At 68.7% G+C, this 26,594-nt stretch carries 25 protein-coding genes and 1 riboswitch; of the genes, 11 read left to right on the forward strand and 14 right to left on the reverse strand.

Features of this window, described 5'->3' with window-relative positions:
- Positions 1–21: 21 nt before the first annotated feature.
- Positions 22–300: a hypothetical protein gene (locus ABN034_RS13925; RefSeq protein WP_349331852.1), complete on the forward strand. Its 279-nt coding sequence runs from the start codon at positions 22–24 to the stop codon at positions 298–300.
- 16 nt (positions 301–316) lie between these two features.
- Here ABN034_RS13925 and ABN034_RS13930 read toward each other — a convergent pair whose 3' ends face one another.
- The 10 genes from ABN034_RS13930 to rsmI all read right to left on the reverse strand — a co-directional run bounded on the left by ABN034_RS13930 (position 317) and on the right by rsmI (position 11,669).
- Entirely contained in the window at positions 317–1,039 is a 723-nt protein-coding gene (locus tag ABN034_RS13930; protein WP_349691409.1) for a pentapeptide repeat-containing protein, read from the reverse strand.
- 151 nt (positions 1,040–1,190) lie between these two features.
- Complete coding sequence (locus ABN034_RS13935; protein WP_349691410.1) at positions 1,191–2,381, reverse strand: serine protein kinase RIO; 1,191 nt, start codon at positions 2,379–2,381, stop codon at positions 1,191–1,193.
- 362 nt (positions 2,382–2,743) lie between these two features.
- On the reverse strand, positions 2,744–3,685 hold the full coding sequence (locus ABN034_RS13940) for a 4-(cytidine 5'-diphospho)-2-C-methyl-D-erythritol kinase (protein WP_502879041.1): 942 nt from the start codon (positions 3,683–3,685) through the stop codon (positions 2,744–2,746).
- A complete protein-coding gene (gene rsmA, locus ABN034_RS13945) occupies positions 3,682–4,641 on the reverse strand; it encodes a 16S rRNA (adenine(1518)-N(6)/adenine(1519)-N(6))-dimethyltransferase RsmA (RefSeq protein ID WP_349691411.1) in 960 nt (319 codons plus the stop codon). The genes ABN034_RS13940 and rsmA overlap by 4 nt, the downstream gene beginning before the upstream one ends.
- A gap of 75 nt (positions 4,642–4,716) precedes the next feature.
- The gene (locus tag ABN034_RS13950) at positions 4,717–5,820 is read right to left on the reverse strand and encodes a resuscitation-promoting factor (protein WP_349691412.1); all 1,104 of its coding nucleotides are present in this window, start codon (positions 5,818–5,820) and stop codon (positions 4,717–4,719) included.
- 615 nt (positions 5,821–6,435) lie between these two features.
- On the reverse strand, positions 6,436–6,969 hold the full coding sequence (locus tag ABN034_RS13955; RefSeq protein ID WP_349691413.1) for a DUF488 domain-containing protein: 534 nt from the start codon (positions 6,967–6,969) through the stop codon (positions 6,436–6,438).
- 97 nt (positions 6,970–7,066) lie between these two features.
- Complete coding sequence (locus ABN034_RS13960) at positions 7,067–8,074, reverse strand: aldo/keto reductase (protein WP_349691414.1); 1,008 nt, start codon at positions 8,072–8,074, stop codon at positions 7,067–7,069.
- Positions 8,075–8,181: 107 nt separating this feature from the next.
- Entirely contained in the window at positions 8,182–9,078 is an 897-nt protein-coding gene (locus tag ABN034_RS13965) for a TatD family hydrolase (protein ID WP_349691415.1), read from the reverse strand.
- Between the two features lie 41 nt (positions 9,079–9,119).
- Positions 9,120–10,736, reverse strand: coding sequence for a methionine--tRNA ligase (metG, locus tag ABN034_RS13970; protein ID WP_349691416.1), 1,617 nt, complete (start codon positions 10,734–10,736; stop codon positions 9,120–9,122).
- Between the two features lie 45 nt (positions 10,737–10,781).
- Positions 10,782–11,669: a 16S rRNA (cytidine(1402)-2'-O)-methyltransferase gene (gene rsmI, locus ABN034_RS13975; protein ID WP_349691417.1), complete on the reverse strand. Its 888-nt coding sequence runs from the start codon at positions 11,667–11,669 to the stop codon at positions 10,782–10,784.
- A gap of 74 nt (positions 11,670–11,743) precedes the next feature.
- Here rsmI and ABN034_RS13980 point away from each other — a divergent pair, with 74 nt between their 5' ends.
- From ABN034_RS13980 to ABN034_RS13995, 4 genes are all read left to right on the forward strand, one after another.
- Positions 11,744–13,390, forward strand: coding sequence for a dolichyl-phosphate-mannose--protein mannosyltransferase (locus tag ABN034_RS13980; protein WP_349691418.1), 1,647 nt, complete (start codon positions 11,744–11,746; stop codon positions 13,388–13,390).
- A 137-nt stretch (positions 13,391–13,527) separates the two neighbouring features.
- Positions 13,528–14,082 carry a DinB family protein gene (locus tag ABN034_RS13985; protein ID WP_349691419.1) on the forward strand — a complete coding sequence of 185 codons (555 nt, stop codon included), beginning with the start codon at positions 13,528–13,530 and terminating at the stop codon, positions 14,080–14,082.
- Positions 14,083–14,325: 243 nt separating this feature from the next.
- Positions 14,326–14,529 (forward strand): dodecin family protein, encoded by a 204-nt coding sequence (locus ABN034_RS13990; RefSeq protein WP_349331864.1) that lies wholly within the window; start codon positions 14,326–14,328, stop codon positions 14,527–14,529.
- Between the two features lie 97 nt (positions 14,530–14,626).
- Complete coding sequence (locus tag ABN034_RS13995; RefSeq protein ID WP_349691420.1) at positions 14,627–15,247, forward strand: CBS domain-containing protein; 621 nt, start codon at positions 14,627–14,629, stop codon at positions 15,245–15,247.
- A gap of 300 nt (positions 15,248–15,547) precedes the next feature.
- Here the strand turns inward: ABN034_RS13995 and ABN034_RS14000 are convergent, their stop codons facing one another.
- Positions 15,548–16,984 carry a GuaB1 family IMP dehydrogenase-related protein gene (locus tag ABN034_RS14000; RefSeq protein ID WP_349691421.1) on the reverse strand — a complete coding sequence of 479 codons (1,437 nt, stop codon included), beginning with the start codon at positions 16,982–16,984 and terminating at the stop codon, positions 15,548–15,550.
- A gap of 239 nt (positions 16,985–17,223) precedes the next feature.
- Here ABN034_RS14000 and ABN034_RS14005 point away from each other — a divergent pair, with 239 nt between their 5' ends.
- Entirely contained in the window at positions 17,224–17,427 is a 204-nt protein-coding gene (locus ABN034_RS14005; RefSeq protein WP_349331867.1) for a tautomerase family protein, read from the forward strand.
- Between the two features lie 96 nt (positions 17,428–17,523).
- Here ABN034_RS14005 and ABN034_RS14010 read toward each other — a convergent pair whose 3' ends face one another.
- The gene (locus ABN034_RS14010) at positions 17,524–17,955 is read right to left on the reverse strand and encodes a hypothetical protein (RefSeq protein ID WP_349691422.1); all 432 of its coding nucleotides are present in this window, start codon (positions 17,953–17,955) and stop codon (positions 17,524–17,526) included.
- Positions 17,956–18,775: 820 nt separating this feature from the next.
- A riboswitch (cyclic di-AMP (ydaO/yuaA leader) is annotated at positions 18,776–18,937 on the forward strand.
- 8 nt (positions 18,938–18,945) lie between these two features.
- On the opposite strand from ABN034_RS14010, the gene ABN034_RS14015 reads away from it, so the two are divergent.
- Together ABN034_RS14015 and ABN034_RS14020 are read left to right on the forward strand one after the other, a co-directional pair.
- Positions 18,946–20,163, forward strand: coding sequence for a transglycosylase family protein (locus ABN034_RS14015; RefSeq protein WP_349691423.1), 1,218 nt, complete (start codon positions 18,946–18,948; stop codon positions 20,161–20,163).
- 659 nt (positions 20,164–20,822) lie between these two features.
- On the forward strand, positions 20,823–21,374 hold the full coding sequence (locus ABN034_RS14020; protein ID WP_349691424.1) for an HdeD family acid-resistance protein: 552 nt from the start codon (positions 20,823–20,825) through the stop codon (positions 21,372–21,374).
- Positions 21,375–21,425: 51 nt separating this feature from the next.
- Here ABN034_RS14020 and ABN034_RS14025 read toward each other — a convergent pair whose 3' ends face one another.
- Positions 21,426–21,998: a TetR/AcrR family transcriptional regulator gene (locus ABN034_RS14025; RefSeq protein ID WP_349691425.1), complete on the reverse strand. Its 573-nt coding sequence runs from the start codon at positions 21,996–21,998 to the stop codon at positions 21,426–21,428.
- Between the two features lie 217 nt (positions 21,999–22,215).
- On the opposite strand from ABN034_RS14025, the gene ABN034_RS14030 reads away from it, so the two are divergent.
- Positions 22,216–24,348: a beta-galactosidase gene (locus tag ABN034_RS14030; RefSeq protein WP_349691426.1), complete on the forward strand. Its 2,133-nt coding sequence runs from the start codon at positions 22,216–22,218 to the stop codon at positions 24,346–24,348.
- A gap of 88 nt (positions 24,349–24,436) precedes the next feature.
- On the opposite strand, the gene ABN034_RS14035 is transcribed toward ABN034_RS14030, so the two are convergent.
- Positions 24,437–24,601, reverse strand: coding sequence for a hypothetical protein (locus tag ABN034_RS14035; protein ID WP_349331873.1), 165 nt, complete (start codon positions 24,599–24,601; stop codon positions 24,437–24,439).
- 71 nt (positions 24,602–24,672) lie between these two features.
- On the opposite strand from ABN034_RS14035, the gene ABN034_RS14040 reads away from it, so the two are divergent.
- Both ABN034_RS14040 and ABN034_RS14045 read left to right on the forward strand, forming a co-directional pair.
- The gene (locus tag ABN034_RS14040) at positions 24,673–25,677 is read left to right on the forward strand and encodes a GlxA family transcriptional regulator (protein WP_349691427.1); all 1,005 of its coding nucleotides are present in this window, start codon (positions 24,673–24,675) and stop codon (positions 25,675–25,677) included.
- A 346-nt stretch (positions 25,678–26,023) separates the two neighbouring features.
- Entirely contained in the window at positions 26,024–26,530 is a 507-nt protein-coding gene (locus ABN034_RS14045) for a cupin domain-containing protein (protein ID WP_349691428.1), read from the forward strand.
- Positions 26,531–26,594: the final 64 nt, after the last annotated feature.

Raw genomic sequence — 26,594 nt, forward strand, 5'->3', positions numbered from 1 at the left:
TTCACGTCAGATGGAGGGTCAATGCCCGTCGTCACGACAGTTATGCCGTGCCGCTTCCAGCTCTACCGGCATCGCGACGCGAGCGGCGTCTCCGGAACCGGTGTCGTCGCCTGGGGGACCATCTACCCCAACGGGAAGGTCAGCCTCGCGTGGTGCGGCGCCCGTCCGTCCGTCAACGTGTACGAGTCACTCGCCGACGTCACGGCGATCCACGGCCACGACGGTTGTACGCAGGTGATCATGTGTGACGAGCCGCCGCGGACAGCCACCGATCACGCACCCGGCTTCGACTGGTCGTAACACCCGGCCGAGGGGGTCAGGGTGTGGTGTCGACCCGCGCACCGTGTGATTCGGCCAGGGCGACCGCGCCCGCCAGGTCGACGTGCGTGCCGTCGAGCTTCGCCGAACTCAGGTCGACCGCCCGCAGGGTGGCACCGCGCAGATCGGCTTCCTTCAGCACTGCCCCGCGAAACGTCGTGTAGCTGAGGTCGCAGTCGCGCAACTTGGCGCCGGTGAGATCGGCCTCGGACAAGTCCGAGTCGCCGAGCCGTACGCCGGTGAGGTCGACGCCGGTCAGGTCCGCGCCCCGCAGCAGCACACTCGACCAGAGGCCTCCCGTCACCGTGATGGGCCGCAGGACGCAGTCGACGAAGCTGCTCCCCGTGAGCTTGCAGCCATCGAGCGTGGCCGAGAAGAAGGTCGTACGACGAAACTCGCAGCCGACGAACGCCGAATCCGTGTGCGCGGAGGCGTTGAACTTGCAGTTGCCGAACTCGCACCGGTCGAAGATCGCGCCCCTGCTCCGGGTCTCGGTGAGGTCGACGTCGTAGAACACGCACCGGACGTAGCGATGACCGTCGAGCTCACGGCCGTACCAGTCAACTCCGGTGAACGACTCCTCGATGTGCTGCTCAGCCTGGCCCGCCTCCTCGGCTCGCCCGGCCTGCCCGGACTGCCCAGCCTGCCCAGGCTGCTCGGACTGGCCAGACTGCTCAGGCTGCCCGGCCTGCTTGTCGCTCACGTGCTCATCCTGACTCATCGGCTTCATCTTGACTCGTACCACCGACAAGCCGGCACCACTCCGGTGCCCCGCGCACCTCGGTTCATGATCATGTGGGGATCATGCGCGCGCTCCCGTAGGGAGAACCCCAAGGTCCGCGCACATGATCAGGAAACCGAGGCGTCCACCGTCACGTCACGCCGGCCTCGGCGAGCACCATCGCGACCACGTGGCCCGGGTCGGCGACGTCTGGCGCGAGCCCACGCGACACGAACCAGGCGCAGATCGTCTGCGCGTCGCGTTCGAGGAACCGGACACCCTGCGGGTTGGTCACGACATCCACCAGCTGCGGCAGGTCGATGAGGACCAGGGTGTCCTCGTGGACGAGCAGGTTGTACGCCGACAGGTCACCATGCGTGTAACCCAGCCGCGCCAGGACCATCAGCGCGTCGAGCAGTTGGTCCCAGAGGGAGGCGAGCTCCGCCGGTTCGGGTCGCAGCTGCGCCAGCCGGGGCGCGGCGGCACCGTCGTTCGTACCCACGAACTCCATCAACAGCTCGGTCCCGATGTGCTGGACCGGGTAGGGCACCGGAGCGCCCGCGGACCACAGCTCACCCAGCGCGGCGAACTCGGTGACCGCCCACTGCTGTGCGATCAGGTTGCGGCCGAAGTTCGTCCGGTTGGAGAGCGCCCGCGCCTCGCGTGACTTGCGGGCGCGGCGTCCCTCGAGATAGCCGGAGTCCCGGTGGAACAACCGGTGGTCGGCGCTGCGGTAGCGCTTGGACGCGAGCAGACAGGCGCGATCGGTGTCGGGCCCATCTCCCCCGTGTTGCTGGCGCAGCGTGGCCCGTTCGATCAGGAAGACGTCCGCCTCCTTGCCGGTCTTGAGAACGCCGAACTCGGTGTCGACAGCCGCGAGATCGGTGACGAGCCAGTCCGGGTACGGCTCGGGGCCGCGGGGGGCTCCGAGGTCGTCCCAGGTGGTCCACCGGTATCCGGTGGGCGGCCCGTCGGCGATCGTGGCCGCCTCACGTTCCGTGGCGAGTCGGGCGCGGGCCTCCTCGGTCATCCGCCCCCGCGCCCTTGGAGCGGGACCACTCTCGTCCCGTCGACGGCGCATCCGCGTCGCCCTGGGCGCATCGTCGTCGTACAGGTCGAACTCGTCGAAGTCGTCGGCGTCATCCCAGAGGGCACTCGCCAGGCCCGCACTGTCCTCAGTGGTGCTGTCCTCGGTGACGCCGTCCTCGGAGTCGCCGTAGGTGAGGTCGTACACGACGGCGTCGTGCGGACCGCCGCGTGCCAAGGTCAGGTCGTTCTGGGGGTCGTTCAGGTGATCGTCGGGACGCTCGGAAGAATCAAGATCGAGATTGCGCTTGCGCACAGAAAGCTCCTTCGAGGGAACGCATCCCTCCAGGCGCGCCGCGACGCGAGGGGAGTGCCCGGCGTCAGCGCGGGAGGAGATGCACGTGAGGGCGGGTGCGATACCCAGCCCAGGCGACGGACTTGGCCATGACGCACCTCCTCGGTCCCTCGAACCCGATCACCACGGGATCGATCCTGCCGGCGTGACGCCGACGCTGCTGCGAGCATCGCGGACCGCGATGCCGTCCGGGCAACCTTGCCCGAACGCGGCGACGAGGCGCAACCGATTTCACCGGCTCAGGCTCACCGCCACCACCCGGACGGCCCTCGGATGGCCTGGGTCAGCGGGGTGGCTCAGGCACCGGGCCTGGGCGGGTGCCCTCAGGCGTCGACGATCCGCGCGCCCGGGACAGGGCCGGAAGCCCTGCGTACGGTCGTGCACACGCCCGACCCCGCGAGCCGGGCCGCGAGGTCCGTGGCGTGCTCGTCGCTGCGGGCGAGGAACGCACACGTCGGACCCGATCCCGACACGATGGCGCCGAGCGTGCCGAGTTCCTCACCGGCCGCGAGCACCTGTCCCAGCCGACTCCGCAGGCGCAACGCCGCCGGTTGCAGATCGTTGGCCAACGCCTGGCCGACGCCCCGCGTGTCGCCGGTACGCAGTGCCGACATCAACGGCCCGGGGACGCGCGGCGGAAGGACGGCGAGGTCCCCCCGCAGCCGGTCAAGCTCGGCGTAGACGGCGGGAGTCGACAGTCCGTTCCCGTCGAGCGCGAAGACCCAGTGGTAGCTGCCGCGTGCGAGGGCCGGCGTCACGATCTCGCCGTGGCCGGCACCCACCGCCGTACCTCCGACCAGGCAGAACGGCACGTCGCTGCCCAACTCCGCCGCGAGCTCGAGGAGGTGCGACCGGTCGAGTTTCGTCCCCCACAACGCATCGCAGGCCACGAGTGTCGCGGCCGCGTCGCTGCTCCCGCCGGCCATGCCGCCGGCGACCGGGATCCCCTTCCGGATCTCGAGCGCCACGCCCGCGTCGACCCTGGTCCGGGTGGCCAGCAGGGCAGCCGCCCTGACAGCCAGGTTGTCGGCGTCGAGCGGGATACCGGCCACGGTCTCCGGCGACTCGTCGGCGCCGCGAACCGTGACCGTGATCCCGCCGCCCGGGAGAGGGGCAGCCGCCACCTCGTCGTACAGGCTCACCGCCTGGTAGACCGATGCCAGCTCGTGGAACCCGTCGGAGCGGGGCGGCCCGACCATGAGCGCCAGATTCACCTTTGCCGGCGTACGCACGACCACGGCACGTTCCGCACTCACCGCACTCACCGGCCGGGCTTCCTCTCACTCGTCCGTGCATCGTCAGACTGGTTGTGCTCGCTCACCGTCGCCCGAAGTCCCTCGGCGATCCGGGCGAACGCCGCCACGTCGAGTCGTTCGCCTCGGGCGGCCGGGTCTACTCCGGCGCTCCGCAGCGCCTCCTCGGCCAGCCGTGGCGAACCGGCCAGCCCGGCCAGCGCCGAGCGGACGGTCTTGCGCCGCTGCCCGAACGCGGCGTCGACCACTGTGAAGACCTCGTCCCGCGACGCGCTGGTCGAAGGCGGTGGGCGCCGGGTGAACGCCACCAGACCGGAGTCGACGTTGGGCTGCGGCCAGAAGACGGTACGCCCGACCAGGCCGACCTTGCGGACCTCTGCGTACCACGCGGTCTTCACGCTCGGGATGCCGTAGATCTTCGACCCGGGCGTGGCGGCGAGCCGGTCGGCGACCTCCAACTGGACCATGACGAGGCCGTGCTGGATCGACGGGAGGTGAGCGAGAACCTCGAGGAGCACGGGTACGGCGACGTTGTACGGCAGGTTGGCGACCAGCGCCGTCGGCGCCCCCGGACCGGTCAGAGCACCTGCCCGCTCGGGCAGCCGGGCCAGCTGGAGCGCGTCAGCGTGGACGACGGAGAGCCGGTCGGCCTGCCCCGGCGCGAACCGAGCGACCGTCCGCGGCAACGCCGCCGCCAGCGCGTCGTCGATCTCCACCGCCACGACCTGCGTGACCGCGTCGAGCAACGCCAGCGTCAGCGAACCCAGCCCGGGGCCGATCTCGAGGACGACATCACGGGAACCCACGCCGGCGGCTCGTACGACGCGCCGGACCGTGTTGGGGTCGGTGACGAAGTTCTGGCCGCGCTGCTTGGTGGGGCGAATCCCCAGCTCACTGGCCAGCGCACGCACCTCCGCCGGTCCGAGGAGCCTCGGACCGGCGGAGGTCGCGCCAGACGCCTCGCTCACGGTGGGAACGCTATCGGTCTCCCACCCGGGCGCCTGCGCGTACTCGCCCTCAGCTGAGGGTTTCGGTCCCGCCTCTCAGCTGAAGAGCCGGCTCCCGCAGACGGGCCACTGGCCGGCGCCCGACCGCTGGTAGAGGAGCTTCGCGCGGTAGGTCTGCTCCGCCGAGGAGTTGTCGACCGGGTTCCCGGACCCGCCGACCGACTCCCAGGTCGACAGCGAGAACTGGTACAGCCCGTAGTAACCCGCCGGGTTGACCGCGTCCGGGTTGCCACTGGACTCGCAGTCGGCGAGGGCCGCCCAGTTGAGACTGTCGACCGAGCCGCCGACCGAGCCGCCGCCCGAGGGACGCTCCTTGGTGCCGACGACGACCACCTTGTCGACCGGCTTGGACACCACCCGCTGGGAGAGGACCTTGGTGCTGGCCTTCTTGCCGTCGACGTAGACGATCCGAATGACCTGCGCCTTCGTACCCTGCTGTCCCGCGCGTTCGACCTTGCTCTGGTCGTCGTACATCGACGAGTCCTCCTTGCGGACCGTCTTGTACGGAATCGCGACCGTCACCTGCCGCGTCCGGGTATCGATCCGGTTGATCGAGATCGTGACGCCGTTGTCGACCGTGGTGGACAGGGCGGGTCTGATCCTGTCATCGGCGTCGATCTTGACATTGGCGGCGGCCAGCGCCTCCTCGACAGTGAGGACGGGCGCGGAGATCCCGGTCTGGGTGCCGTCGTGCTTGACGATGATGCGTTTGACCGTACGCACCTCGACGCCGAGCCCCTTCCGGCCGATCCCGACCGAACGGCTGGCCGACATCTTCGCTCCGGCGTAGCGGACGCCGAGATCGTTGAACGCCTCCCCGACGCTCAACGCCGTCACCCAGTGGGTCTGCTTCCTGCCGTCGACCATGAGTGTCAACGGGCGGGAATAACGGACCGCGATCCGGCTACCGTCCGTGATCTTGGTGGACGGACCCGGCGCGACGAGATCGCGGCCGCTGACCGGAATATCTGCTGCTTGAAGGACGTCGGCCACTGAGGAGCCGAACGTGTGGACGGTGCGATCCTTGCCGTCGACCGAGACAGTGACGGCCTTGTCAAGTGTGGCGTAGGCGGCGCCGCTGAGACCGAGTGCCCCTACGACTGCGATGCCAACGGCACCGATCAAACCCTTCTTATGCACGGTGCTCCGATGCTTGCGCTTTCCGGGCACGGGCACGAGTGGCGCCAGCAAGCGGCAGTGTCGGCGCCCTCTCCCCTCCCCTTGAGAGGACACGACAGCTGACGTGCTCTTCAGCGTCGTCGGAGCGCCTTGCGAAACCCCCCTGGTACGCCGCCCGAGGCTTCCCGACCCCGGCCAACGCTTGGCGACGATACGGGAGGATCCCGCACTCATCAACCCAGTGTGTAAATTCTCTCCCCAATGCACTACGCACCGTAGCCAATACTGCCCGAAGGGGCAGGAGACCCGCATCCGGCCATTGGTACGGACCCGGCGCGCGTGACAGCCCCGGGGCTTGCGCAGATGACCACGCTGACCATGCCAGCGACCCTGGTCGGGCAGGGCACACACCTGGCTGGGCGGGCGCGGCACACACCTGGCTGGGCGGGCGGGGCACACACCAGGCTGGGCGGGCGGGGCACACACCTGGCTGGGCGGGCGGGGCACACACCTGGCTGGGCGGGCGGGGCACACACCTGGCTGGGCGGGACATTCACCTGGCCAGCTAGGAGCGTGGCGCCCGGGCAAGGGGTCGACGCATGTTCCGGGTACCGCGAGCCTCGCTGGCCAGGACAGTCAGAGGGTCTGCTGGCCGGCGTCGTAGACGAGCAGCCCGTCCGGCCCCACCCGTACGACGTCGGTGGGGCGGTGCACCTCCAAACGACCGTCGTGGAACAGGTGACGCACTGTCACATCCCGGACGAGCACGAGATAGTCCGCGAGCATCCGCCGGTGGCAGCGCCACCACACGCTCTCCGCACACATCACGGTCGTACGCCGGTCGGCGGCGTCGACCAGCAGCGTGTCGACCGCGTCGGCGAACTCGGTCGAGCGCATGTGCGCCGCATACCCCGCGAAGGCAGGCTGCCGGAGCGCCACGTCGGGCGAGTCGGCGGGAGCCTTGCGCCAGCCACCGAGCCGGCGTTCCCACCGGTAGTCGATCCCGTGCCCGGGCAGCCACTCCTCCAGGGCAGACCGGGCGACCTGCGGGTTCCGGCGGCTACCGGGGGCCGTCCGGACGTCGACGAGAAGCCGTACGCCGGCGGCCCGCAGGAGCGCCGCCAACTCCTCGGCCGACGCGGTGCCGTGGCCGACCGTCAGGACCTCCATGCCCCATCTCTACCCGACCGCCGGCCCGTGTCGTTCGCTGCCGGCGAGCGAACGGCACACACGCCGGGGCGACCAGAAGACCCGGATCCGACGGGCGTCAGCGCCGCCTGAAGCGGGTCAGCAGTCCGAACGGGTACGGCATCGGGCGGTCGCTGATCGTGGTGAGTTGTTCCATGTGGTCGTCGGAGAGTGGGCTGTCGGCCGTGGCGAGGTTGTCCTCGAGTTGTTCCGGTGTCCGCGCTCCGATGATCGGCGCGGTCACGCCGGGGCGCTGCATGACCCAGCGCAGTGCCACCTGGGCCGGGGTCCGGCCGATCTTCTCGCCGATCTCGACAAGCGCGTCGATCACGTCCCACGTACGCGCGTTGGCGTAGGTCTGCCAGGCTTCGGGCCAGCCGCCCGCGTCAGGATCCGCATCCACCCGGCTGCCTGCCGGCGGGGCTTCCATCTCACGCCGGTAGCGGCCGGTCAGCCAACCACCTCGTAGCGGGCTCCACGGGATGATCCCGACGCCCTCGTTGCGGCTGACCGGGACCAGATCCCACTCCGCCTCGCGGTCCAGCAGGTTGTAGAGCGGCTGGAGGCAGGAGAACGGCTCCCAGCCGTGCTGGCGGGCCAGGTCGATGGCCTTCTGCAGCTGCCAGCCGGCGTAGTTGCTGGCACCGAGGAAGCGGACCTTGCCGCTGCGGACGAGACCGTCGAGCGTGGACAGCGTTTCCTCGAGCGGCGTGGCGTCGTCGAAGACGTGGGTCTGGTAGAGGTCGATGTAGTCCGTGCGAAGCCGACGCAGGCTCGCCTCGACAGCGCTGAGCAGATGCTTACGCCCACCGCCGCCCTCATTGGGGCCGGGACCCATGTCGCCGTACGCCTTCGTCGCGATCACCAGGTCGTCGCGCGACTGCCGTTCCAGCCAACGTCCCAGGATCTCCTCAGAGACACCGGCGCTGTAGACGTCGGCGGTGTCGATGAACGTCCCACCCGCCTCGACGAACCGGTCCAGCATCCGATGGGCGGTCTCCTCGTCGGTCCGCGCGCCGAAGGACATCGTCCCGAGGCACAACTCACTGACTTTCAACCCAGTACGGCCGAGATATCTGTAGTCCATGGGCTGGACGGTAGGAGCTGGAGTGCGCTCAAGGTCAAGAAGGACGACGACGGCACCGATCAACCCGCGGGCCGGCCGGTCCGTCCCGCGCAGGGACCCCAAGGTGGCTACCAGGTGCCGAAGGCCGCCTCGGTTGCCGCGTTGATCGCCGCGCAGAGGGACTCCTCCTCCACACCGCGGACCTCCGCCATGCACCGGACCGTGAGCGGGATGAGGTAGCTCGCGTTGGTACGCCCGCGGTACGGATGGGGCGTGAGGTACGGCGCGTCGGTCTCGGCGAGGAGCCGCTCCTCCGGGACGACGGCCAACGCCTCCCGCAACGACGAGGCGTTCCGGAACGTCACCGTGCCGGCGAACGACAGGAAGTAGTCCCTGCGCACGCACTCGCGCGCCATCGCGACGTCACCAGAGAAGCAGTGCATCACCACCCGGTCCGGCGAGCCCTCCTCGGCGAGCACCCGCAGCACGTCGTCGTGGGCGTCCCGGTCGTGGATGACGAGCGCCTTGTCGTGCGCCTTCGCCAACCCGATGTGCGTGCGGAACGCGTCCTCCTGGACCTTCCACCCCGACTCGGGCGTACGAAAGTGGTCGAGGCCGGTCTCGCCGACCGCCCGCACCCGCGCACTCGCCCCGGCCAGCCGGTCGATCTCGGCGAGCGCGGCGTCGAGCTCACCCGCCTCCGCCAGCGCCGGGACCTCGTTGGGGTGCAGCGCCACTCCCGCAACCAGGGCGGTGAACCGGTCGGCCACCTCCACGGCCCACTGCGCGCCGGGCAGGTCGCAGCCGATCTGGACGATCCGGGGTACTCCGGCCGAGGCCGCGCGCGCGAGCGCAGCCTCGACCTCCGGTTCGTCGATGGGTGCGTCCGGCCGGCCGTCCGCCGTCCGGCGTACGACGTCGAGGTGGCAGTGCGAGTCGACGACCGGCGACACCAGAGGCGCCGGAATGGGCGGTGGATCGGACCGGCCACCGGTTCCGCCGCCAGTGCTGGCGGCGGGGCTCACAGGGACTCCGGCTGCACTCTCGTGGCCACCGGAAGGGCTGGTCACAGGGACTCCGGTTCCTCCTCGATCCGCGGGAACAACGGGCGCCCCTTGGTCACCACGGACCCCGCCGGAAGGATCCCCCACCGGCCCGCGTTGGTGAGCGGCTGGACGTCGAGTTCACCGAGGGAACTGGCCGCCCCCAGCTGCGCCCACAGGGCCGCCGCGGCCTTCGGCATCACCGGGTTGAGCAGCACGGCGATCGCCCGCAGCGACTCGGCCGCGGTGTAGAGGATCGTGCCCAGCCGGGAGTGTGCGCCGGGCGAGTCGTCCTTCGCGACCTTCCACGGCTGTTGTTCGGTGAGGTAACCGTTGACCGCCGACACGAACCCGTCGATCGCGGCGAGTGCGTCCTGGAACCGCAGGGCGCTCACCGCGTCGTCGGCGGTGCGTACCGTCTCGGCGAGCTTGTCGGCGAGCACCTGCTCGGCGGGCCCGTGGTCAGAGGCGCGCGGCAGCGTGCCGCCGAAGTACTGCCCGACCATGGCCGCCACCCGGGACGCGAGGTTGCCCAACCCGTTGGCCAGCTCGGAGGTGTAGACCGCGCGCAGGTGCTCCCACGAGAAGGAACCGTCCGCGCCGAACTGGATCGCCCGCAGCAGGTAGTAGCGGAACGCGTCCGACCCGAAGGTGTCGACGATCTGGCTCGGCGCGATGCCGGTCAGCTTCGTCTTGCTCATCTTCTCGCCGCCGACCAGCAGCCAACCGTGGGCGAAGACCGTCTGCGGCAGGGGCAGGCCCGCCGCCATCAGCATCGCCGGCCAGATCACCGCGTGGAAACGCAGGATGTCCTTGCCCACAAGGTGAACGTCGGCGGGCCACACCCGCTTGAACAGCAGCGGGTCGGTGCGGTAGCCGGCGGCGGTGACGTAGTTGAGCAGTGCGTCGATCCAGACGTACAACACGTGGTCGTCGTCCCACGGCACCGGAATGCCCCAGTCGAACGTCGACCGGGTGATCGACAGGTCCTGCAGGCCCTGTTTGACGAACGCCACGACCTCGTTGCGCGCGCTCGACGGCTGCACGAACTCCGGGTGCTCGTTGTAGTAAGCCAACAGCTTGTCGGTGTAGGCCGAGAGCCGGAAGAAGTAGTTGGTCTCCGAGAGCATCTCGACCGGACGGCCGTGCACCGGGCAGAGCTTCTCGCCGCCCACACCGTCGACCAGCTCCGCGGGGATCTTGAACTCCTCGCAGCTCACGCAGTAGGGACCCTCGTAGGTGCCCGGGTAGACCTGGCCGGCGTCGTACAGATGCTGCCAAAACTCCCGAACCCGTTCGGTGTGCCGGGTTTCGGTCGTACGGATGAAGTCGTCGTTGCTCGCGTCGATGGTCTCGAGCACCGGCTTCCAGGCCGTCTCGACCAGGCGGTCCGCCCACTTGCGGGGGCCGACGCCGTGCGCCTCCGCGCTCCGCATGACCTTCTGGCCGTGTTCGTCCGTGCCGGTCAGGAACCACACGGCCTCGCCGCGCTGGCGGTGCCAGCGGGCCAGGACATCGGCGGCAATGGTCGTGTAGGCGTGCCCGATGTGGGGTGCGTCGTTGACGTAGTAAATCGGCGTCGTGACGTAGAACGCCTTGTTGCCCCCGGTGTCCGGGCGGTGCTGTGCGGCATCGTCCATGTCCGTGATCCTAGTAAGGCCGGTCAGACGATCAGCCGATGACCTTCACCGCGTGGGTGGCGAGGCGACGGCGGCGGCATAGACGGTCCGGCGTGGTGTGCCGGTGACCTGCGCGACCTCGGTGATCGCGTCCTTGCGGGAGGCGCCGGCGTCGACCAGGGAGTCGACCTGGCGCCGGAGTTCGGCCACGTCGACGGCGGCTCGCGCGGTTTCCGGAGCTCCCTCCACCACGACCGTGATCTCGCCGCGTACGCCCTTGTCCTCGACCCACTCCGCCAGCGCGGCCAGCGGTTCCCGGCGTACCTCCTCGTGGATCTTGGTGAGCTCACGGCACACCGCGGCCCGGCGGTCGGGGCCGAAGGCGGTCGCCATCGCCTCGAGGGTGACGGCCAGCCGGTGGGGCGCCTCGAAGAAGACCATGGTCCGGCGTTCGGTGGCGAGGTCGGCCAGCCGCCTCCCACGCTCGGATGCCTTCCGCGGCAGGAAACCCTCGAAGCAGAACCGGTCGACCGGCAGTCCGGAGACGGCGAGGGCGGCCAGCACCGCGGACGGACCGGGGACGACGGTGACGTGCACGCCGGCATCGACCGCGGCGGCGACCAGCCGGAACCCGGGGTCGGACACCGACGGCATGCCCGCGTCGGTCACCAGGACGACCCGCTGGCCGGCGGCGAGCGCGTCCAGGAGTTCGGTCGTACGCCTGGCTTCGTTGCCTTCGAAGTACGACACGATCCGCCCGGCCACCTCGACACCGAGCCCGGTCAGCAACCGGCTCAGGCGGCGGGTGTCCTCCGCGGCCACCACATCGGCGCCTGCGAGCTCGGTACCGAGCCGGGGTGGAGCGTCGGCGAGAGACCCGATCGGCGTCGCGGCCAGGACGAGCACCCCGCCGTGGCGATCATCGCGGGCGGGGGGCTGCGTACGCGGTGTCACTGATCCATCCTCGCACCCAGGGTCTGCCTGGTGTTGCCGGCGACAGGCCGGACGCTATCCGTACGATGACCGGGATGACGACGACGTCCGACCGTGCCGGCGGCCCAGAGCCGGCATCCGGCCAGGCCAGCTTCGCGCAGTCGACCGCCGTGGTGGTCGGTCGCGACAGTGAGGGCCGGCCCCTCCCGTCCCTGCGCGAACGCCTCTGCCCGCCGATGCCCGACGACGGTATCTGGGGGTGGGTCGCCCCGCTGCTGATCACGGTGTTCGCGGCGGTCCTGCGGCTGATCGACCTCGGCCGGCCGGCGAAGTTCGTCTTCGACGAGACCTACTACCCCAAGGATGCGTTCAGCCTGCTGCGCTACGGCGTGGAGCACCAGTTCGTCGACAAGGCGAACGAACGCATCCTCGCCGGCGACCTCGACGTCCTCGACGGTCCGGCGTTCGTCGTCCATCCACCGGCGGGCAAGTGGCTGATCGCCCTGGGCGAGTGGGCGGTCGGGATGGACCCGTTCGGCTGGCGGGTCGCGATCGCGCTGTTCGCCACCCTGTCGATTCTGGTGATGGCCCGCGTCGTACGCCGACTCACCCGTTCGACGCTGCTCGGCTGCCTGGCCGGCTTCCTGTTCGCCCTCGACGGTCTGCACCTGGTCGAGAGCCGGATCGCTCTGCTGGACATGCCGGCGATGGTGTGGCTGCTGCTGGCGTTCGGTGCCCTGCTGATCGACCGCGACTGGGCCCGGCGCCGGTTCGTCGACGCCGTGGAACCCATCGGCCGCGTCGCCGTCGGTGCCTGGGGCCCCGACCTCTGGTGGCGACCGTGGCGGCTCGTCGCCGGCGTGTGCTTCGGCCTCGCGGCCGCGACGAAGTGGAACGCAGCGTTCGCGCTGGCGGCGTTCGGCCTGCTCACCTGGGCGTGGGACATCGGCGCCCGGCGGGCGATCGGAGTCAGCATCGGCCTCGCCCACGCGGGGCGGATCGCACGCGACGCGGTCCTGGCCTTCACCACGGTCGTCGGCACGGCCATCGCCGTGTACCTCCTCTCATGGGCCGGCTGGTTCGCCTCGCCCGACGGCTACGACCGGACGTGGGCGCAGGACCGGCCGGCGAGCGGCCTGGCGGTGCTGGTGCCCGACGCGCTGCGGTCGTTGTGGCACTACCACGCCGAGATCATGTACTTCCACACCCACCTCACCGAGAAGCACCAGTACGCCTCTGATCCGTTCGGCTGGCTGGTCATCGCCCGACCGGTGTCCTTCGACTGGGTAGACAAGATCGGACCCGACCAGGGGTGCCCCACCAGCCGCTGCGTCCAGGAGATCCTCGGCATCGGCACTCCCGTGCTGTGGTGGGGAGCCGTCCTCGCACTGGCCGCCTGCGGCATGTGGTGGGTCGCGGCCCGCGACTGGCGCTTCGGCGTCCCGCTGGTGGGGGTCGCAGCGACCTGGCTGCCGTGGTTCGCCTACACCGACCGGCCGATCTTCTACTTCTACGCGATCGTGATCCTGCCCTGGCTCGTCATCGGGGTGGTGCTCGTCCTGGGCAAGATCCTCGGTCCCGCCGACGCTTCGCCGACACGCCGGATGTGGGGCGCGGCCGCCGTCGGCGGATTCACCCTTCTCGTACTGCTGAACTTCGCCTATCTCTACCCGATCCTCACCGATCAGGTCATTCCGTACGACGAATGGCTGAACCGGATGTGGTTCCGCTCCTGGGTTTAGCCGGATGCCCGTCGCCGCCGCATTTGGTGGCGCCCGATAATTCGATGGGTACGGCCGCGAATTGATGACATGATCCTCCCGCCCGTGCTGGCCAAGAAATGGGCCGCACATCAGGTTGCGACGAGGGAGGCGGGCACATGTCGGGTGGCAGTCGGATCACCTTGTTGCGTTGGCAGCTCGACGTCGCGTGGTCGCTGCTCGAGTTACATCTGGGCGATCTCAACGACGAGGAATGCCTGTGGGAACCCACTGTCCACTGTTGGACCGTACGTCGTCAGGGTGGTGGTCAATGGTGCGCGGACTGGGAGGTTCCCACACCACAACCGGCACCGGCGCCCTCGATCGCCTGGCTGCTGTGGCACATCGGTTTCTGGTGGACACAAACCTATGACAGCTGTTTCGGTACGCACGGCCGCCTCTTGCGTACGGACTTCGAATGGCCCGGAAGCGCCGACGCGGCAGTGCACTGGATCCTGGACTGCAAGGAACGCTGGAGCGCGGCGGTGGACGCACTCGACGAAGCGGAGCTGGACTCCCACGCGCGCAGTGGCTGGTTCCTCCGCGGCACAAAGCCGTTCGGCCATGTCGTGGCCTGGGTCAACACCGAGCTGATGAAGAACGCGGCGGAGCTTGGGCTCCTGCGCAAGCTGCACGCGGCCGCGTCGTACGAAGAAGAGTCCGCCGCCAGCTGACGCGTCCTTGGCAGGTCGTCCAACGGGACCTTCGACCCTGGGGTGCGGAGAATGCGGCGACGAAAGTGAGAGATGACCACTTTCGCATCCGCGAGAAAAATGGTCACACCTGGGAAAGACTCGGCACACCGGGGGGAATACCTCGTACATCAGAAAGCGACTGGAGCCAGAACGCATTCTGATACCCAGAAGCTGTCGTCATCGCCGGAGCGGTCGTCGAGTGGGAAAACGGGAGGCTCACTCATGGGTGACGTCGCGCGGATCACCGAGATCTCGGCCCGGTCCGCACAGAGCTTCGACGACGCGATTCGGGTAGGGATCTCGCGGGCGACGCTGACCCTCCGCAACGTGACCGGCGCCTGGGTAAAGGAACAACAGGTGAAGGTCCAAGACGGGCAGATCACCGAATACCAGGTCAATCTGCTCGTCACGTTCGTCCTGGACTGACAGCCGTCCGCAGGCCGGACCAGTTCCGCATCCGCGCGGGCGACCGTCATCGTGGGGCAGGATGCCTCGCGACGATTCGTGCGGAAGAAGGCCTGACATGCACGCGTCTGTCGGTGATCGCATCGTGGTTCGGACCGAGAGCCTCGGCCTGCCGCCACGGGAGGGAACTGTCCAGGAGGTCCTCGGCGGACCGGACGCCGAGCACTACCGCGTGGCCTGGGATGACGGACACGAGTCCGTGCTGTCTCCGGGTCCGGACACCCGCGTGCTACCCGCCAGGGGTGGGGTCCCACGGCAGCAGGCGGCACCCGCGGCGCGCATCCGGCCCGCCGGCCCGCATGACCCGGTCGAACGCATCATGAGCAGCCCGGTCGCCACGATCGGCGGCCACGACTCGCTGCGGGTCGCCGCCGAGACCCTGACCGCCGCCAACATCGGGGCGCTGATCGTGACAAGCGACGAGGACGACAGACCGCTCGGCCTCATTTCCGAACGCGACGTCGTACGCGCTCTCGCCGCCGGTGGCGACCCCGACGAGGTCTGGGCGGCGGACGTGGTGGGCCTCGACACGGTGTGGGCGAACCCCACCGACTCCACGTTCGATGTGGCGAGGCTGATGCGCGACGCCGAGGTCCGGCACATGCCGATCCGATCCGGCGAGAACTGCGTCGGGATGGTCTCGATCCGCGACGTCCTCAGGATCCTGATCGGCTCGTAACCCGTCGACCGCCAAAGGCAATTACCGAGGTGCATGCGGCAAAGAAGGAGGGGAGCCCTTCGGCGCCCGCGGTTCGAGTCACCTTGCGCCCCCCGTTTCCCCGAACCGCTTCCACCAAAGGGCTTCCCTGTCCGAATACCTCACCATCACCACGGGGTGTGCCGGACGGGCCGTTGGTCCCGAGGCGGTCGGGACATTGGCCATCGCGGGAGAACGCGTCGCCGCTCGCCTCGTCGCCGCTCGGGCACACACGGGGCGCGTCGTCACTCGGCGCAGTCCCGCCGACGTCGCCAGTCGCTGTCACCAGCTGGAGTCGAGCGGCATCCCCTCGGTGTAGCCGGCCGCACTCTGGACACCCACAACCGCGCGTTCGTGGAACTCCTCGAGGTTCGTCGCCCCGACGTAGGTGCATGAGCTGCGGACCCCGGCCACGATGGCGTCGAGGAGGTCCTCCACGCTCGGATGCTCCGGGTCGAGATACATCCGCGCACTGGAGATGCCCTCGCCGAACAACCCCTTGCGGGCGCGCTCGAACGGCGTGTCCTCGGCGGTACGGAACCGCACCGCGCGGGCCGACGCCATCCCGAAGCTCTCCTTGTAGAGCCGGCCCTCGTGGTCGCGTTGCGCGTCGCCCGGCGACTCGTACGTACCGGCGAACCACGAACCGATCATCACGTTGGCGGCCCCTGCGGCGAGTGCGAGCGCCACGTCGCGTGGATGGCGTACGCCGCCGTCGGCCCAAACATGCTTGCCGAGCGCGCGGGCCCGCGTCGCGCATTCGTACACCGCGGAGAACTGCGGCCGGCCCACCGCCGTCTTCATCCGGGTGGTGCACATGGCGCCGGGGCCGACGCCGACCTTCACGATGTCGGCGCCCGCAGCCACCAGGTCGCTGACTCCTTCGGCGGTGGCGACGTTGCCCGCCACGATCGGCACGGACGGCTGGAGGGCGCGAAGGAGCCGGAGCACGTCGAGGGTGCGTTCCTGATGTCCGTGCGCGGTGTCGACGACCAGGACGTCCACGCCGGCGTCGAGGAGCGCCTTGGCCTTGGTCTCGACGTCGCCGTTGATGCCGAGCGCGGCACCGATCCGGAGCTTGCCGGCCGCATCCGTGGCGGGTTCGTACAGGCTCGCGCGAAGCGCCCGGAGGCGGGTGAGGATGCCGACGATCCGTCCGTCCGCGTCGACAACCGGCGCGAGCCGGTGCCGGCCATCGTGCAGCTGGTTGAACGCGTCCTCGGCGTCGATGCCGGCCGGCAGGGTGAGCAGTTCGGTCGACATGATGCCGCCGAGCTGGGTGAACCGGTCGACTCCTTCGCAGTCGGCCTCGGTCACGACACCGATCGCCCGGCCGTCCTCGACGACGATGACCGCGCCGTGTCCGCGCTTGGGGAGCAGGTTGATCGCCTCGCCCACCGTTCCTGTGCGGACCATCGTGATTGGCGTGTCGTAGACCGTGTGCCGTCGCTTGGTCCAGGACACGACGTCGGCGACCACGTCGACCGGGATGTCCTGCGGGATGATGGCCAACCCGCCGCACCGGGCCACGGTCTCGGCCATCCGGCGGCCGGAAACGGCGGTCATGTTCGCGGCGATGATGGGGAGGGTCGTGCCGCTGCCGTCGGCGGTCGCCAGGTCGACGTCGAGCCGGGACGCGACCGCCGAGCGGTTGGGTACGAGGAACACATCCGAGTACGTGAGATCCTGCTCAGGAACCCGGTCATGGAGGAAGCGCATGTCCACCCCCTTGCGTCGTCGGCGGCTGGGGTGGCCCCCAGGTGATCGAGTGTGACCGTCGCCCTCAGCACGGTCCTCGACCACTTGCAGGCTACGACTGCTCCGCAACCCGCCGCGTGGGTGTCCCGTCCACCATGCTGCCAGTCCTACGCCGGTCCCGCGACCAGGAATGTCCCGGCTGCCCGGTTGGTTGGGTCATCGGCGAGAACCGACCGAAGGTCCCGATTCGAGGAGGCCCCATGCCGTACGTCAATGTCCGGATCACCCGCGACGGCGCCACCGCCGAGCAGAAGGCCGAGTTGATCAAGGGTGTGACCGACCTGCTGGTGCGGGTCCTCGACAAGGATCCGGCGCGGACGTTCGTCGTGATCGACGAGGTGGACACGGACAACTGGGGCGTCGGCGGGATCTCCGTCAGCGAGTTCCGCCGGAACAGCACCTGACGGTACGCACGACGCGATCCACCACCCGGTTCGACCACGGCAGTGGCGCCGCTGCGACAGGTGCCGCTGCGATCAGGACCTCGGCGACGCCGGACGTCAGGCGCCCTTCGCCGTGTCGACGGCTTCGGCCACGTCGGCGGCGTCTTCGGCGTCTTCGGCCGTGAGCTGGAACACCCGGGACTTGGAGATCCCCAGGATGCGAGCGGCGTCGCGTCCCGGCATACCGACGTCACGCAGGAGCCTGGCGGCCCGACGCAGCGACAGCATGCGCGCGTGATGCGCTTCCTGCTCCTCGCGGGCGTGCGTGTCCGCGGCGTCCAGGGCGTCGGCCACGTCATCCGGGAGTAACCAGTCGACCCGCATGTCGACCGCTGAAGCATCCCCCCCGGATGCTTCAGCGATCAGGCGGGCGGCGACGGAGGTCACCTCGTCCCATGACTTCGCGGCCGCCGCTCCCACACCGTCGACACGGATCACCCAGGCGCTGGCCTCCGTCATGTACTCGGCCGACACGTCGAACGTGGCCACGGCCAAACCCCCCTTTTGCTCTCCCGTACAGGGGCCCGCCCCCCGTAAGCGGGCCCCGCTGGCGACGCACGCTGGTCCCGCACCGTTCCCGCCGGCAGATCCCCCTGGATGTGAACCGGTTGCACGACCAACTGGACGAGAGGAAATTATCTTCCTCGCCGACGTTCGTCCAGCGGCCTGGACGTCAGGCGAGCAATCCCATTGCCCTCCCGTTGACCAGAGATTTGGCCGAAACCGCAAATCCTTCGAGCGCCGCGACCGGAAGGCCCTGCAGAGGGGTCTTCAAACGGGTGACATGTCCGGTAAGAGAGAAAATCTTCCGAAGAACACGAAATGGCAACGATTGGCGATGCAGGTGCCACCTCGAAGAGACCCCGGCGGGCTGCGGTCGCCAGGACGAGCGGCAAAGTTGGCGAGCGCGCCCACTCCCACCTAGGGCTCACATGTGATTTGCATCACACGGCAGGGTTCCACCGCTATCGATCATAGTAGGCGGCGGAATCGGCGAACTCGGCCGTCGGTACAAGCGACAAATCGCGCTATTTCTTGCTATGAGGGATTCGTTCAATCCCCAACCGGCCTGAGGTCAAGAAGGTCTTTCTCGCAGAACGTACGCGGCAATGCGCCTCACGTGCATCGCCATCATCGCCACGGGATGCCGGACACGTGCGGGCCGGAATTCTGGCGTACTACGACGCGCGATCGTAGCCGATGGCGACGAGGTCACTGGATAGGAACAAAGATCCTCTGTTAGGACTATCTCACCATCGATCGTGCCTATCCGGGCGCGTGACGACCCGCTTCGCCGAGCTCCGCCCAGTGGTGTCGTGTCCCCATCTCGGTTGGGCGGAGACGGAGGACCCAACGTGAGTGGAACCCCATCGGTGGTGGGGTTCTGGGGTTAAGCCGCCGTCGTAGGCAGGCCGGGCATTCCTCTCGCCCGAACCCGACAGCTAACTCCGCGGGCGACGAGAGGGAACGGATCTTTACATGCCCTATAAGGCAAAACACCGCGGCACCACCCGGCGCCGAAAAGTGGCGAAGAAAGTCACCAGGACAGCCGCACTCACCGGCGTCGCCGCGGCCGTACCCATGGTCGGTTTCGCAGCACCTGCGCACGCCGCCACGGCCGACACCTGGAATCGCCTCGCGCAGTGCGAGAGTAGCGGCGACTGGAGCATCAACACCGGCAACGGCTATTACGGCGGCCTGCAGTTCGCCGGTCCCACCTGGCGTGAGTTCGGCGGCACGAAATATGCGTCCCGCGCAGACCTCGCGACCAGGGCCGAACAGATTGCCATCGCCGAGAAGGTTCTCGACGTCCAGGGCTGGAACGCCTGGCCCGCCTGCTCCCGCAAGCTCGGCCTCGACGAGGGCGACAAGGCAGGGACCGCGGGGAGTCCGTCCAGCACCAAGACCACCAAACAGCAGCGAGCCCGAGACAGCGCGAGCGCGCGCGCCGCCAGGTCCGCCCGCGCCGCTCGGTCGGCGCCGAAGTCGGTACCGGCGCGCAAGCCGGCAGCGGGCACCTATGTGGTCCGGCCGGGTGACACCCTCTCCGGCATCGCCCGGGCGAACCGGGTGCCGGGCGGCTGGAGTGCGCTGTGGAAGATCAACCGTGGTGTGATCGGATCGAACCCGGACCTGATCCTCCCCGACGCCCGGCTGCGTCTCGTGGGCAAGGCCAGCCCGGCGAACGATCGCGCTCCCAGCAAGAAGGGCTCGGCGCGCGACGCGGGCGCCCAACGGTCGTCGCGGTCCTCTGACCGGTCGTCGGACCAGCAGGCCGCAAAGCCAGCAGCCAAGGATTGGGTCCTGCCACTCACGTCGTACCGCCTGACCGCGCGGTTCGGGCAGAGCGGGAGCAACTGGTCGTCATCGCACCACGGGCTCGACTTCGGCGCCAGCAGTGGTTCGCCGATCCGCGCCGTCGGAGCAGGTCGGATCGTCAGCGCGGGATGGGACGGCGCCTACGGCAACCGGATCAAGGTCCGGCACGCCGACGGCACCGTCACCCTGTACGCGCACATGTCCCGCCTGGCACAGACCTCGGGCGAGGTCAGCGCCGGGACCGTGATCGGTTACGTCGGCGCCACCGGCAACGCGACTGGTCCGCACCTGCACCTCGAGGTCCGGCCCAACGGGGGCGGTCTGAACACCGCGATCGACCCGTACGCCTGGCTCGAGAGCAAGGGCCTGCGCCCCTGAGTCGAGGAGTTCCTCCCCCGTGGCAATTCGCCTCACGGGGGAGGAATTCCGCATGAGGCCTTATGTCGGTGTCGCTCGGGTCATCAGACCACGAATTTCTGCCAGACGGCACTCGAAACTTGCCGAACTGCTGCGTAACGTGGCGCTTGGAATGACGGAGGCGCAGGTGCCGGCGAAGACTTCACGTGAGCTTCTCCGTTGACGTCGGCGCCAGCCCGTTCGTCGTGACCGACAACACCAGAAGTCCAACGCAGCAAGGACAATTGCGTCGCAGACGCTCGACTTCCACAAGGGCGTGGCGACCCGAGAGATCCCCTTTGTGGATGGTGCTGGCGGGAGATCTCGCTGACCACCGGACAGGAAACTCAGCCAGACCCTCACCGCCGATTTCGACTCCGCACAAAGGGGGCGAAGGGGCGAGAGCAATGACAACGGATCCGCATGATCCCAGAAGGGATCAAGCACCTGGGACACGGGAGACCGAAACTGCCCAGGCTCCGGGAGTACCAGCCCAGGCAAAGCCTTCGGAGGAGACGTCGGAGCGTTCGTATGGCCGGACGACCGAACGGCCGGCCGAGCGCGCCGAGCGGAGGACCGAACGGCCGGCGGGCGAGCGCGGAGAAGGCAAGGCCGGCGCTCTCGCGAAGATGCGTTCGTGGATGCCGCTCTTCGCACTCGGGTGCGTCAGTCTGATCGTGGGCATCATCGCGCTGGCATGGCCGGGCATCTCCCTCACCGCCGCGGCTGTCCTCTTCGCGATCCAGGTCCTGGTGTACGGCGTCTTCTGCTTCGCACGGGCGGCAGCCGGGGAATCGGACCGTACCGGACCGGTCGTGATGGGATTCCTCGGGACCTTCGCGCTCATCGTCGGCGTTCTCGCGTTGCGCGATGGCGGGGCTTCGGTCGCCACCCTGGCCACGTTGTTCGGGGTGTTCTGGTTCGCCGCTGGAGCACTCGCCGTGCTGGCGACGCTCTTCGGGCCGGACCGTGGGCCTCGGTCCATGGGCCTTCCAATGCTCGCAGGGTGCCTGGCCGTCGTCGTGGGCATCATCACCCTTGCGATCGGCGGAACCTCGCTGGGCGTTCTCACGGCGATTCTGGGGATCTGGCTGCTGGTGTTCGGGGCGCTCACACTCGCCATGGCCGTCATGACGAGATCGGCCGGGCGCGGCGCGAAAGGACGGCGGCGCGAGGCTGCTGCCGCGCACTGACCAGCGTCAGGCCTGCGGCTGGGCGCGCCTAAGTATGGCTTGGGCGCGCCCTTAGGCGCGGTCCGCGCCGAGCATCTGGTGGGCAAGACGTTCGAGACCAGTACGGATCCGCCTCGCCGAAATCCGGCGTTCATGACGTTGGTAGGAGTAGACGTCGGGAGCGAGCGGGGCAAGGAGACTGTCGACGAGCGGGGCGGGATCGGGTACCTGTGCGTCCTTGAGCAGGGCCCGCACATGAACCCGCCAGAAGCCGTAGGCACCAGTCGCGAACCGCGCTTCCCCGACCTCTGCACCGAGCGCGAGATGGATGTGGCTCTCGAGCAGCTCGACCATCGCGGCATAGAACGCGGCGAGCCGCTCGGCCGGCGGCGCCCCCGGGCCGAGTGGTGGATCACCGCGGAGCAGCTGTTCCTGCAGACTGCGTTCGTGTTCGTCGAGGAGGGCGCGTGCGATCGAGGCGATGTCGGGATAGCGGCGGTAGAGGGTGCCGCGACCCACACCCGCCGCGGACGCGACATCTCCCATGGTGACGTTGCGGGCTCCCCGAGCGGCGAAGAGTTCGGCCGCCGCGTCGAGTACCCGCTGGCGGTTGCGCGCGGCGTCGGCACGCTCGGGCCGAGACATGGCGAGCAGCCTATCCAACCGGGCACGGTGTCCAGGTTCGCTCGGCCTGTTCCGCCCAACGCCTTGCGGCGCTGGAAGACCGCTCGTTATCTTCTCGTACAGCAGAGTAGCAATTCCGAATAGCGAAACTTTCGAGTTGGTTGAGACGTTCGGTCCATCGTCCGTCCAGCGCTCCTCGGCCCGGACGATCCGACGTCACGATGGAGGGGCGGTCGTAGTGCCAGCCGGCAACCTGCCTGCATTTCCTTATGGTGCGGTGTATTTCCGCAAGTCGAACCCACCTCGCGAGGACTGGACACGGGACTACCAGACAGCGGCCGAGGACGGCCACAACGCCTTCCGGCACTGGTTCCTGTGGTCGGCGGTCGAGATCGCGCCCGGAGAGTTCGACTGGGCCGACTACGACCGCCAACTCGACCTCGCGGCCGACAACGGCATCAGGACCATCGTCGCGGAGATGATGACGTCGGCACCGGAGTGGGCGTTCCGTTCGCTGGCGCACGCGCGATTCGAACGCCGCGACGGCACACCGGTGCGTTCGGGCATCAGCCCGAGCTGTGCGATCGGCGGCTTCCCCGGCCTCTGCCTCGACAACGAGGATGCGCGGGACCATGCCGGAGCCTTCCTGACTGCGCTGGTGACCCGGTACCGCGGCCACCCCGGCCTTGGCGGCTACGACATCTGGAACGAATGCGGTTACGGCGAGGACGTCTGCTACTGCCCGGCCACAGCCGAGAAGTTCCGCTCCTGGCTGCGCGAACGCTACGGGGATCTGCGTAGCCTCGGCGAAGCCTGGGGCCGGCACAGCTACGCCACCTGGGACGACATCGACCCGCCGCGCACCATCGAGCCCTACGCCGACGTGCTCGACTGGCTCACCTTCCGCCAGGACAACGCCTACCGCCTGATGCGCTGGCGGGCGGAACTGGTTCGCTCGATCGATGGTGACTGCGCGCTCACCGCGCACGGAGTCGCGGGGAGCTTGACCCATGCCGCGCCGCGCGGCACCGACGACTGGCGTGCGGCGGCCGAGGTCGAGTCGTACGGCCTCACCTGGGGGTCGAGCCGACACGGTGACGAACCGTGGAAGCAGCTGCACGCGATGGATCTTGTCCGGTCGGCGTGCCGCGGCAAACCGTTCTGGCACGCCGAAGCCTACGCGGGACCGCTGTGGATGCAGCGCCAGGTGATCGGAAAGCCACGCGACGAAGGCCGGATCGCCTCGGTCGAGGACATCCGCTACTGGAACCTCGCGAGCTTCGCCGGCGGGGCATCGGGGCTCTTCTATCTGCGGTGGCGGCCGTTGCTGGACGGGCCACTGTTCGGTGCGTTCGGTGCGTACGGCATGGACGGCTCACGCACGGACCGGTCGGCGATGGTGTCCTCCCTCGCTGAGTGGGCGACTGCGCCTGCGCAGCGACAGCTGTGGCAGTCCGGGCCGGCGCCGGCCGATGTCGGGATTCTCTACGTGCCGGAGACGCAGCTCTTCACCTATGCCCAGCAGGGAAGTACCGATCACTATGCGCGGGCGATGCAGGGCGCCTATCAGGGATTCTTCGCGAACAACATTCACGCGACCTTCGTTCACGTCGACGATCTCGAGGCCGGGGACGGCGTTGCCGCTCCGGGCACTGTCAACCCGACCTTGCTCTACCTTCCGTTCCCGGTGATGTTGACGAAAGCGACTGCGGACAAGCTGCGCGCCTGGGTCGAGGCCGGCGGGATGCTTGTCGCCGAGGGGTGTCCGGCGTACTTCTCCGACCACGGCAAAGTCGGGACGACTCAACCGCACCGAGGGCTCGACGCTCTGTTCGGAGCGCGCGAGTCCTATGTCGAGTTCACGCCCGACCTGCTCGACGACCTCTCGCTCCGCGTGGACGGCTCGACGGTGCACGGCGGTGTCTTCCTGCAGGCGTACGAGCCGACGACGGGCACGCCGGTCGGGTGGTACGCCGATGGCAAGGTCGCGGCCGTCGACCACGCTGTCGGCGAAGGGCGGACGCGGCTGGTGGGAACGTTCCCGAGCGTGGGTTACCACCGCCATCATGCGCAGGGGACGCGAAGCTATTTCGCTCGGCTGCTGGACTGGGCGGGGCAGCGGCAGCGGGTCAGGGTCAGTGATTCGCGGGTGACCGCACGGGTCCACGACGGTGACGGCGGCAGGTATCTCTGGTTGCTCAACCCGACCCGGGAACCGGTGCGGGTCACCGCCAGTCTCGCCGCCACCGCGAAGGCCGTCGGCGAACTGGAGGTCCTGTGGGGTGGCGGCGAGAGCGCCGTCCTGGTTGACCAACATTCGATCGACGTCCAGTTGCCCGCCCGCGATGCCGTGGTGGTGGAACTCGGCTGAACCCGAGAAGCACCAGCCGCGTCCGGACGTTCGAGTGGTTCTGCGTGTCCTAGGGGTGTCTGATGGATCACGATCGATCAGACACCCCCTAGCGCTCCGCTCGTTGCTGGAGTTGCCGTGCCCAGTGTTGGGCGTACCCACCGAGAAGTCTGTCGGTGAACCACCCGGCAAGGACGAAGACGGCAAGTGATACCGCAGCGACGAGAACGAACACCAGCATCGAGAGTGGGCCAGCGCCGAAAGTGATGAGCATGTCCGCCATGCTCATAGCGGCGGACCCGGCAGACCATGGGCGAGACTGCCGGCTATCGATAGGTTCTGGACATGCACACCGTGGCGATCCTGGCGCTGGAGCGATCCGGTGGCATCGACATCTCCATCCCCTGCATGATCTTCGCGCAGGCGTACCCGATGGGTCACCACGGTCCGCCCGCTCAGCCGCTGTACAACGTGCGGGTGTGTGGGCCCATGGTCACCACGACCGTGCCGTATGGGGACGTCGCGTTCCGGATCCTCCCTCCGTACTCCTGGGCCGACGCTGCCGCCGCTGACACGATCTGGATTCCCGGACTGTCTCGGTATACCGAGCCTCCTCCGGAGGAGGTGATCCGGCTGCTTCGCGACGCGCACGGGCGAGGCGTGCGGCTGGTCGCGATCTGCAACGGTGTCTTCGTGCTGGCCGCGACCGGACTCCTCGACGGCCGGAGAGCCGCGACCCACTGGACACATGCCGCCCAGCTGTCTTCGCTCCATCCGGACGTACGCATCGACGACGCGGTGCTGTTCGTCGACGACGGGGACATCCTCACCACCGCGGGCGGGGCTGCCGGACTCGATCTCTGCCTGCATCTCGTCCGGCGCGACCACGGCTCGGCTGTGGCGGCCGAGACAGCTCGCCACACGGTGATGCCACTCCAGCGAGATGGCGGTCAGGCGCAGGTCGTCCACTACGTACGCCCGGACACTGGCCGCAGTCTGGAGCCGGTGATGCGATGGCTGGAGGACAACCTCGCCGCAGACCTGACCCTGGAGGCGGTCGCCTGCCGGGCGGGGACCAGCGTACGGACGCTCAACCGCCGGTTCCGCGCACAAACCGGCACGACGCCCCTGCAATGGCTGATCGGTCGACGGCTGCAACGAGCCAGGGAACTGCTCGAGACCACCGACCTGTCAGTGGAGGAGGTCGCCTCGTGGTGCGGATTCAGCAGCGCCATCACGCTGCGTCAACACTTCCGCAGGACTGTCGGTACGACGCCACTCGCGTACCGGCAGACCTTCACGCCGCGTCCGGCCCGAGCCACGGCTGACTCGCGTCAGCTCAGCCGATGAGTGAGGTCCAGGCACGATTAAGGACCTGCAGAACAAGTTTTCCATCTCCGGTACTACCCGGATTTGGTGGTCGGGTTCACCGTCTGGATCTCTCGATCCTCCGGTTACTCAGCCCTTATCAGGCTTTCCCGCTTGCTCCACAGGCCTACCCCTCATGTTTCTCGACGACCAAACACCCTGCATAGGGACCAAGGTCCTGACCGCAAGGGACTGGCGCGTCACGGCGGGCGGCAGGCGCGTCACGGCGGGCGCTTCGCATCGCTGCCGCGGGACCCGCGAAGATGGACGCCCTGGCATTCGGGATACGGGCCCACGGCCCAAAACTGCGGAACGAGCGAGGAGGGCCATGTCCAGCCACTCACAAGGCAGACCGAACCAGGACTCCGCCGTGCAGGATGATCCGTTCCACCGGCTGCACCACCTCACGCCGGCGGTGCTCTCACCGGAGACCGCGCAGTCCGCCGGCATGCACCGGCTGGCCGCGATCAGCGGAGCGTCGGTGGGCTCGCAGAAGCTCTGGATGGGCCAGACCCACGTCGCGCCGCGCCTGGCCTCTGCCAACCACCATCACGGCGACTCCGAGACCGCGATCTACGTGGTCAGTGGAGCCCCCGAGTTCGTCTTCCTCGAAGGGGACGGCGACGATGCGCATGAAGTCCGCATCCGTACCCAGGCGGGGGACTACGTCTTCGTTCCACCCTTCGTACCCCATCGCGAGGAGAACCCCGATCCGGAGGTGGAAGCGGTAGTGGTCATCGCTCGGAGTACGCAGGAAGCGATCGTGGTCAACCTCCCCGATCTTCGTCCGGTGGGGCCAGCACGGACGACATCGAAGCGATCGACGGACGACTGAACCGGGGACTGAACCGAGGGCAGCGACGGGTCGTGATCCGCAACAACTAGCCGGCGCCGGTGTC

It is taken from the genome of Actinopolymorpha sp. B11F2 (genome assembly GCF_040195635.1).
In the GTDB taxonomy this organism is placed as follows: Bacteria; Actinomycetota; Actinomycetes; order Propionibacteriales; family Actinopolymorphaceae; genus Thermasporomyces.

What these genes read in the sequence shown, in the direction of transcription:
- ABN034_RS13925 (WP_349331852.1), top strand. Translation starts at nt 22, where the DNA reads ATGCCCGTCGTCACGACAGTTATGCCGTGCCGCTTCCAGCTCTACCGG.
- ABN034_RS13930 (WP_349691409.1), bottom strand. Translation starts at nt 1,039, where the DNA reads ATGAGTCAGGATGAGCACGTGAGCGACAAGCAGGCCGGGCAGCCTGAG.
- ABN034_RS13955 (WP_349691413.1), bottom strand. Translation starts at nt 6,969, where the DNA reads ATGGAGGTCCTGACGGTCGGCCACGGCACCGCGTCGGCCGAGGAGTTG.
- ABN034_RS13960 (WP_349691414.1), bottom strand. Translation starts at nt 8,074, where the DNA reads ATGGACTACAGATATCTCGGCCGTACTGGGTTGAAAGTCAGTGAGTTG.
- metG (WP_349691416.1), bottom strand. Translation starts at nt 10,736, where the DNA reads ATGGACGATGCCGCACAGCACCGCCCGGACACCGGGGGCAACAAGGCG.
- ABN034_RS13980 (WP_349691418.1), top strand. Translation starts at nt 11,744, where the DNA reads ATGACGACGACGTCCGACCGTGCCGGCGGCCCAGAGCCGGCATCCGGC.
- ABN034_RS13985 (WP_349691419.1), top strand. Translation starts at nt 13,528, where the DNA reads ATGTCGGGTGGCAGTCGGATCACCTTGTTGCGTTGGCAGCTCGACGTC.
- ABN034_RS13990 (WP_349331864.1), top strand. Translation starts at nt 14,326, where the DNA reads ATGGGTGACGTCGCGCGGATCACCGAGATCTCGGCCCGGTCCGCACAG.
- ABN034_RS13995 (WP_349691420.1), top strand. Translation starts at nt 14,627, where the DNA reads ATGCACGCGTCTGTCGGTGATCGCATCGTGGTTCGGACCGAGAGCCTC.
- ABN034_RS14000 (WP_349691421.1), bottom strand. Translation starts at nt 16,984, where the DNA reads ATGCGCTTCCTCCATGACCGGGTTCCTGAGCAGGATCTCACGTACTCG.
- ABN034_RS14005 (WP_349331867.1), top strand. Translation starts at nt 17,224, where the DNA reads ATGCCGTACGTCAATGTCCGGATCACCCGCGACGGCGCCACCGCCGAG.
- ABN034_RS14015 (WP_349691423.1), top strand. Translation starts at nt 18,946, where the DNA reads ATGCCCTATAAGGCAAAACACCGCGGCACCACCCGGCGCCGAAAAGTG.
- ABN034_RS14020 (WP_349691424.1), top strand. Translation starts at nt 20,823, where the DNA reads ATGCCGCTCTTCGCACTCGGGTGCGTCAGTCTGATCGTGGGCATCATC.
- ABN034_RS14025 (WP_349691425.1), bottom strand. Translation starts at nt 21,998, where the DNA reads ATGTCTCGGCCCGAGCGTGCCGACGCCGCGCGCAACCGCCAGCGGGTA.
- ABN034_RS14035 (WP_349331873.1), bottom strand. Translation starts at nt 24,601, where the DNA reads ATGCTCATCACTTTCGGCGCTGGCCCACTCTCGATGCTGGTGTTCGTT.
- ABN034_RS14040 (WP_349691427.1), top strand. Translation starts at nt 24,673, where the DNA reads ATGCACACCGTGGCGATCCTGGCGCTGGAGCGATCCGGTGGCATCGAC.
- ABN034_RS14045 (WP_349691428.1), top strand. Translation starts at nt 26,024, where the DNA reads ATGTCCAGCCACTCACAAGGCAGACCGAACCAGGACTCCGCCGTGCAG.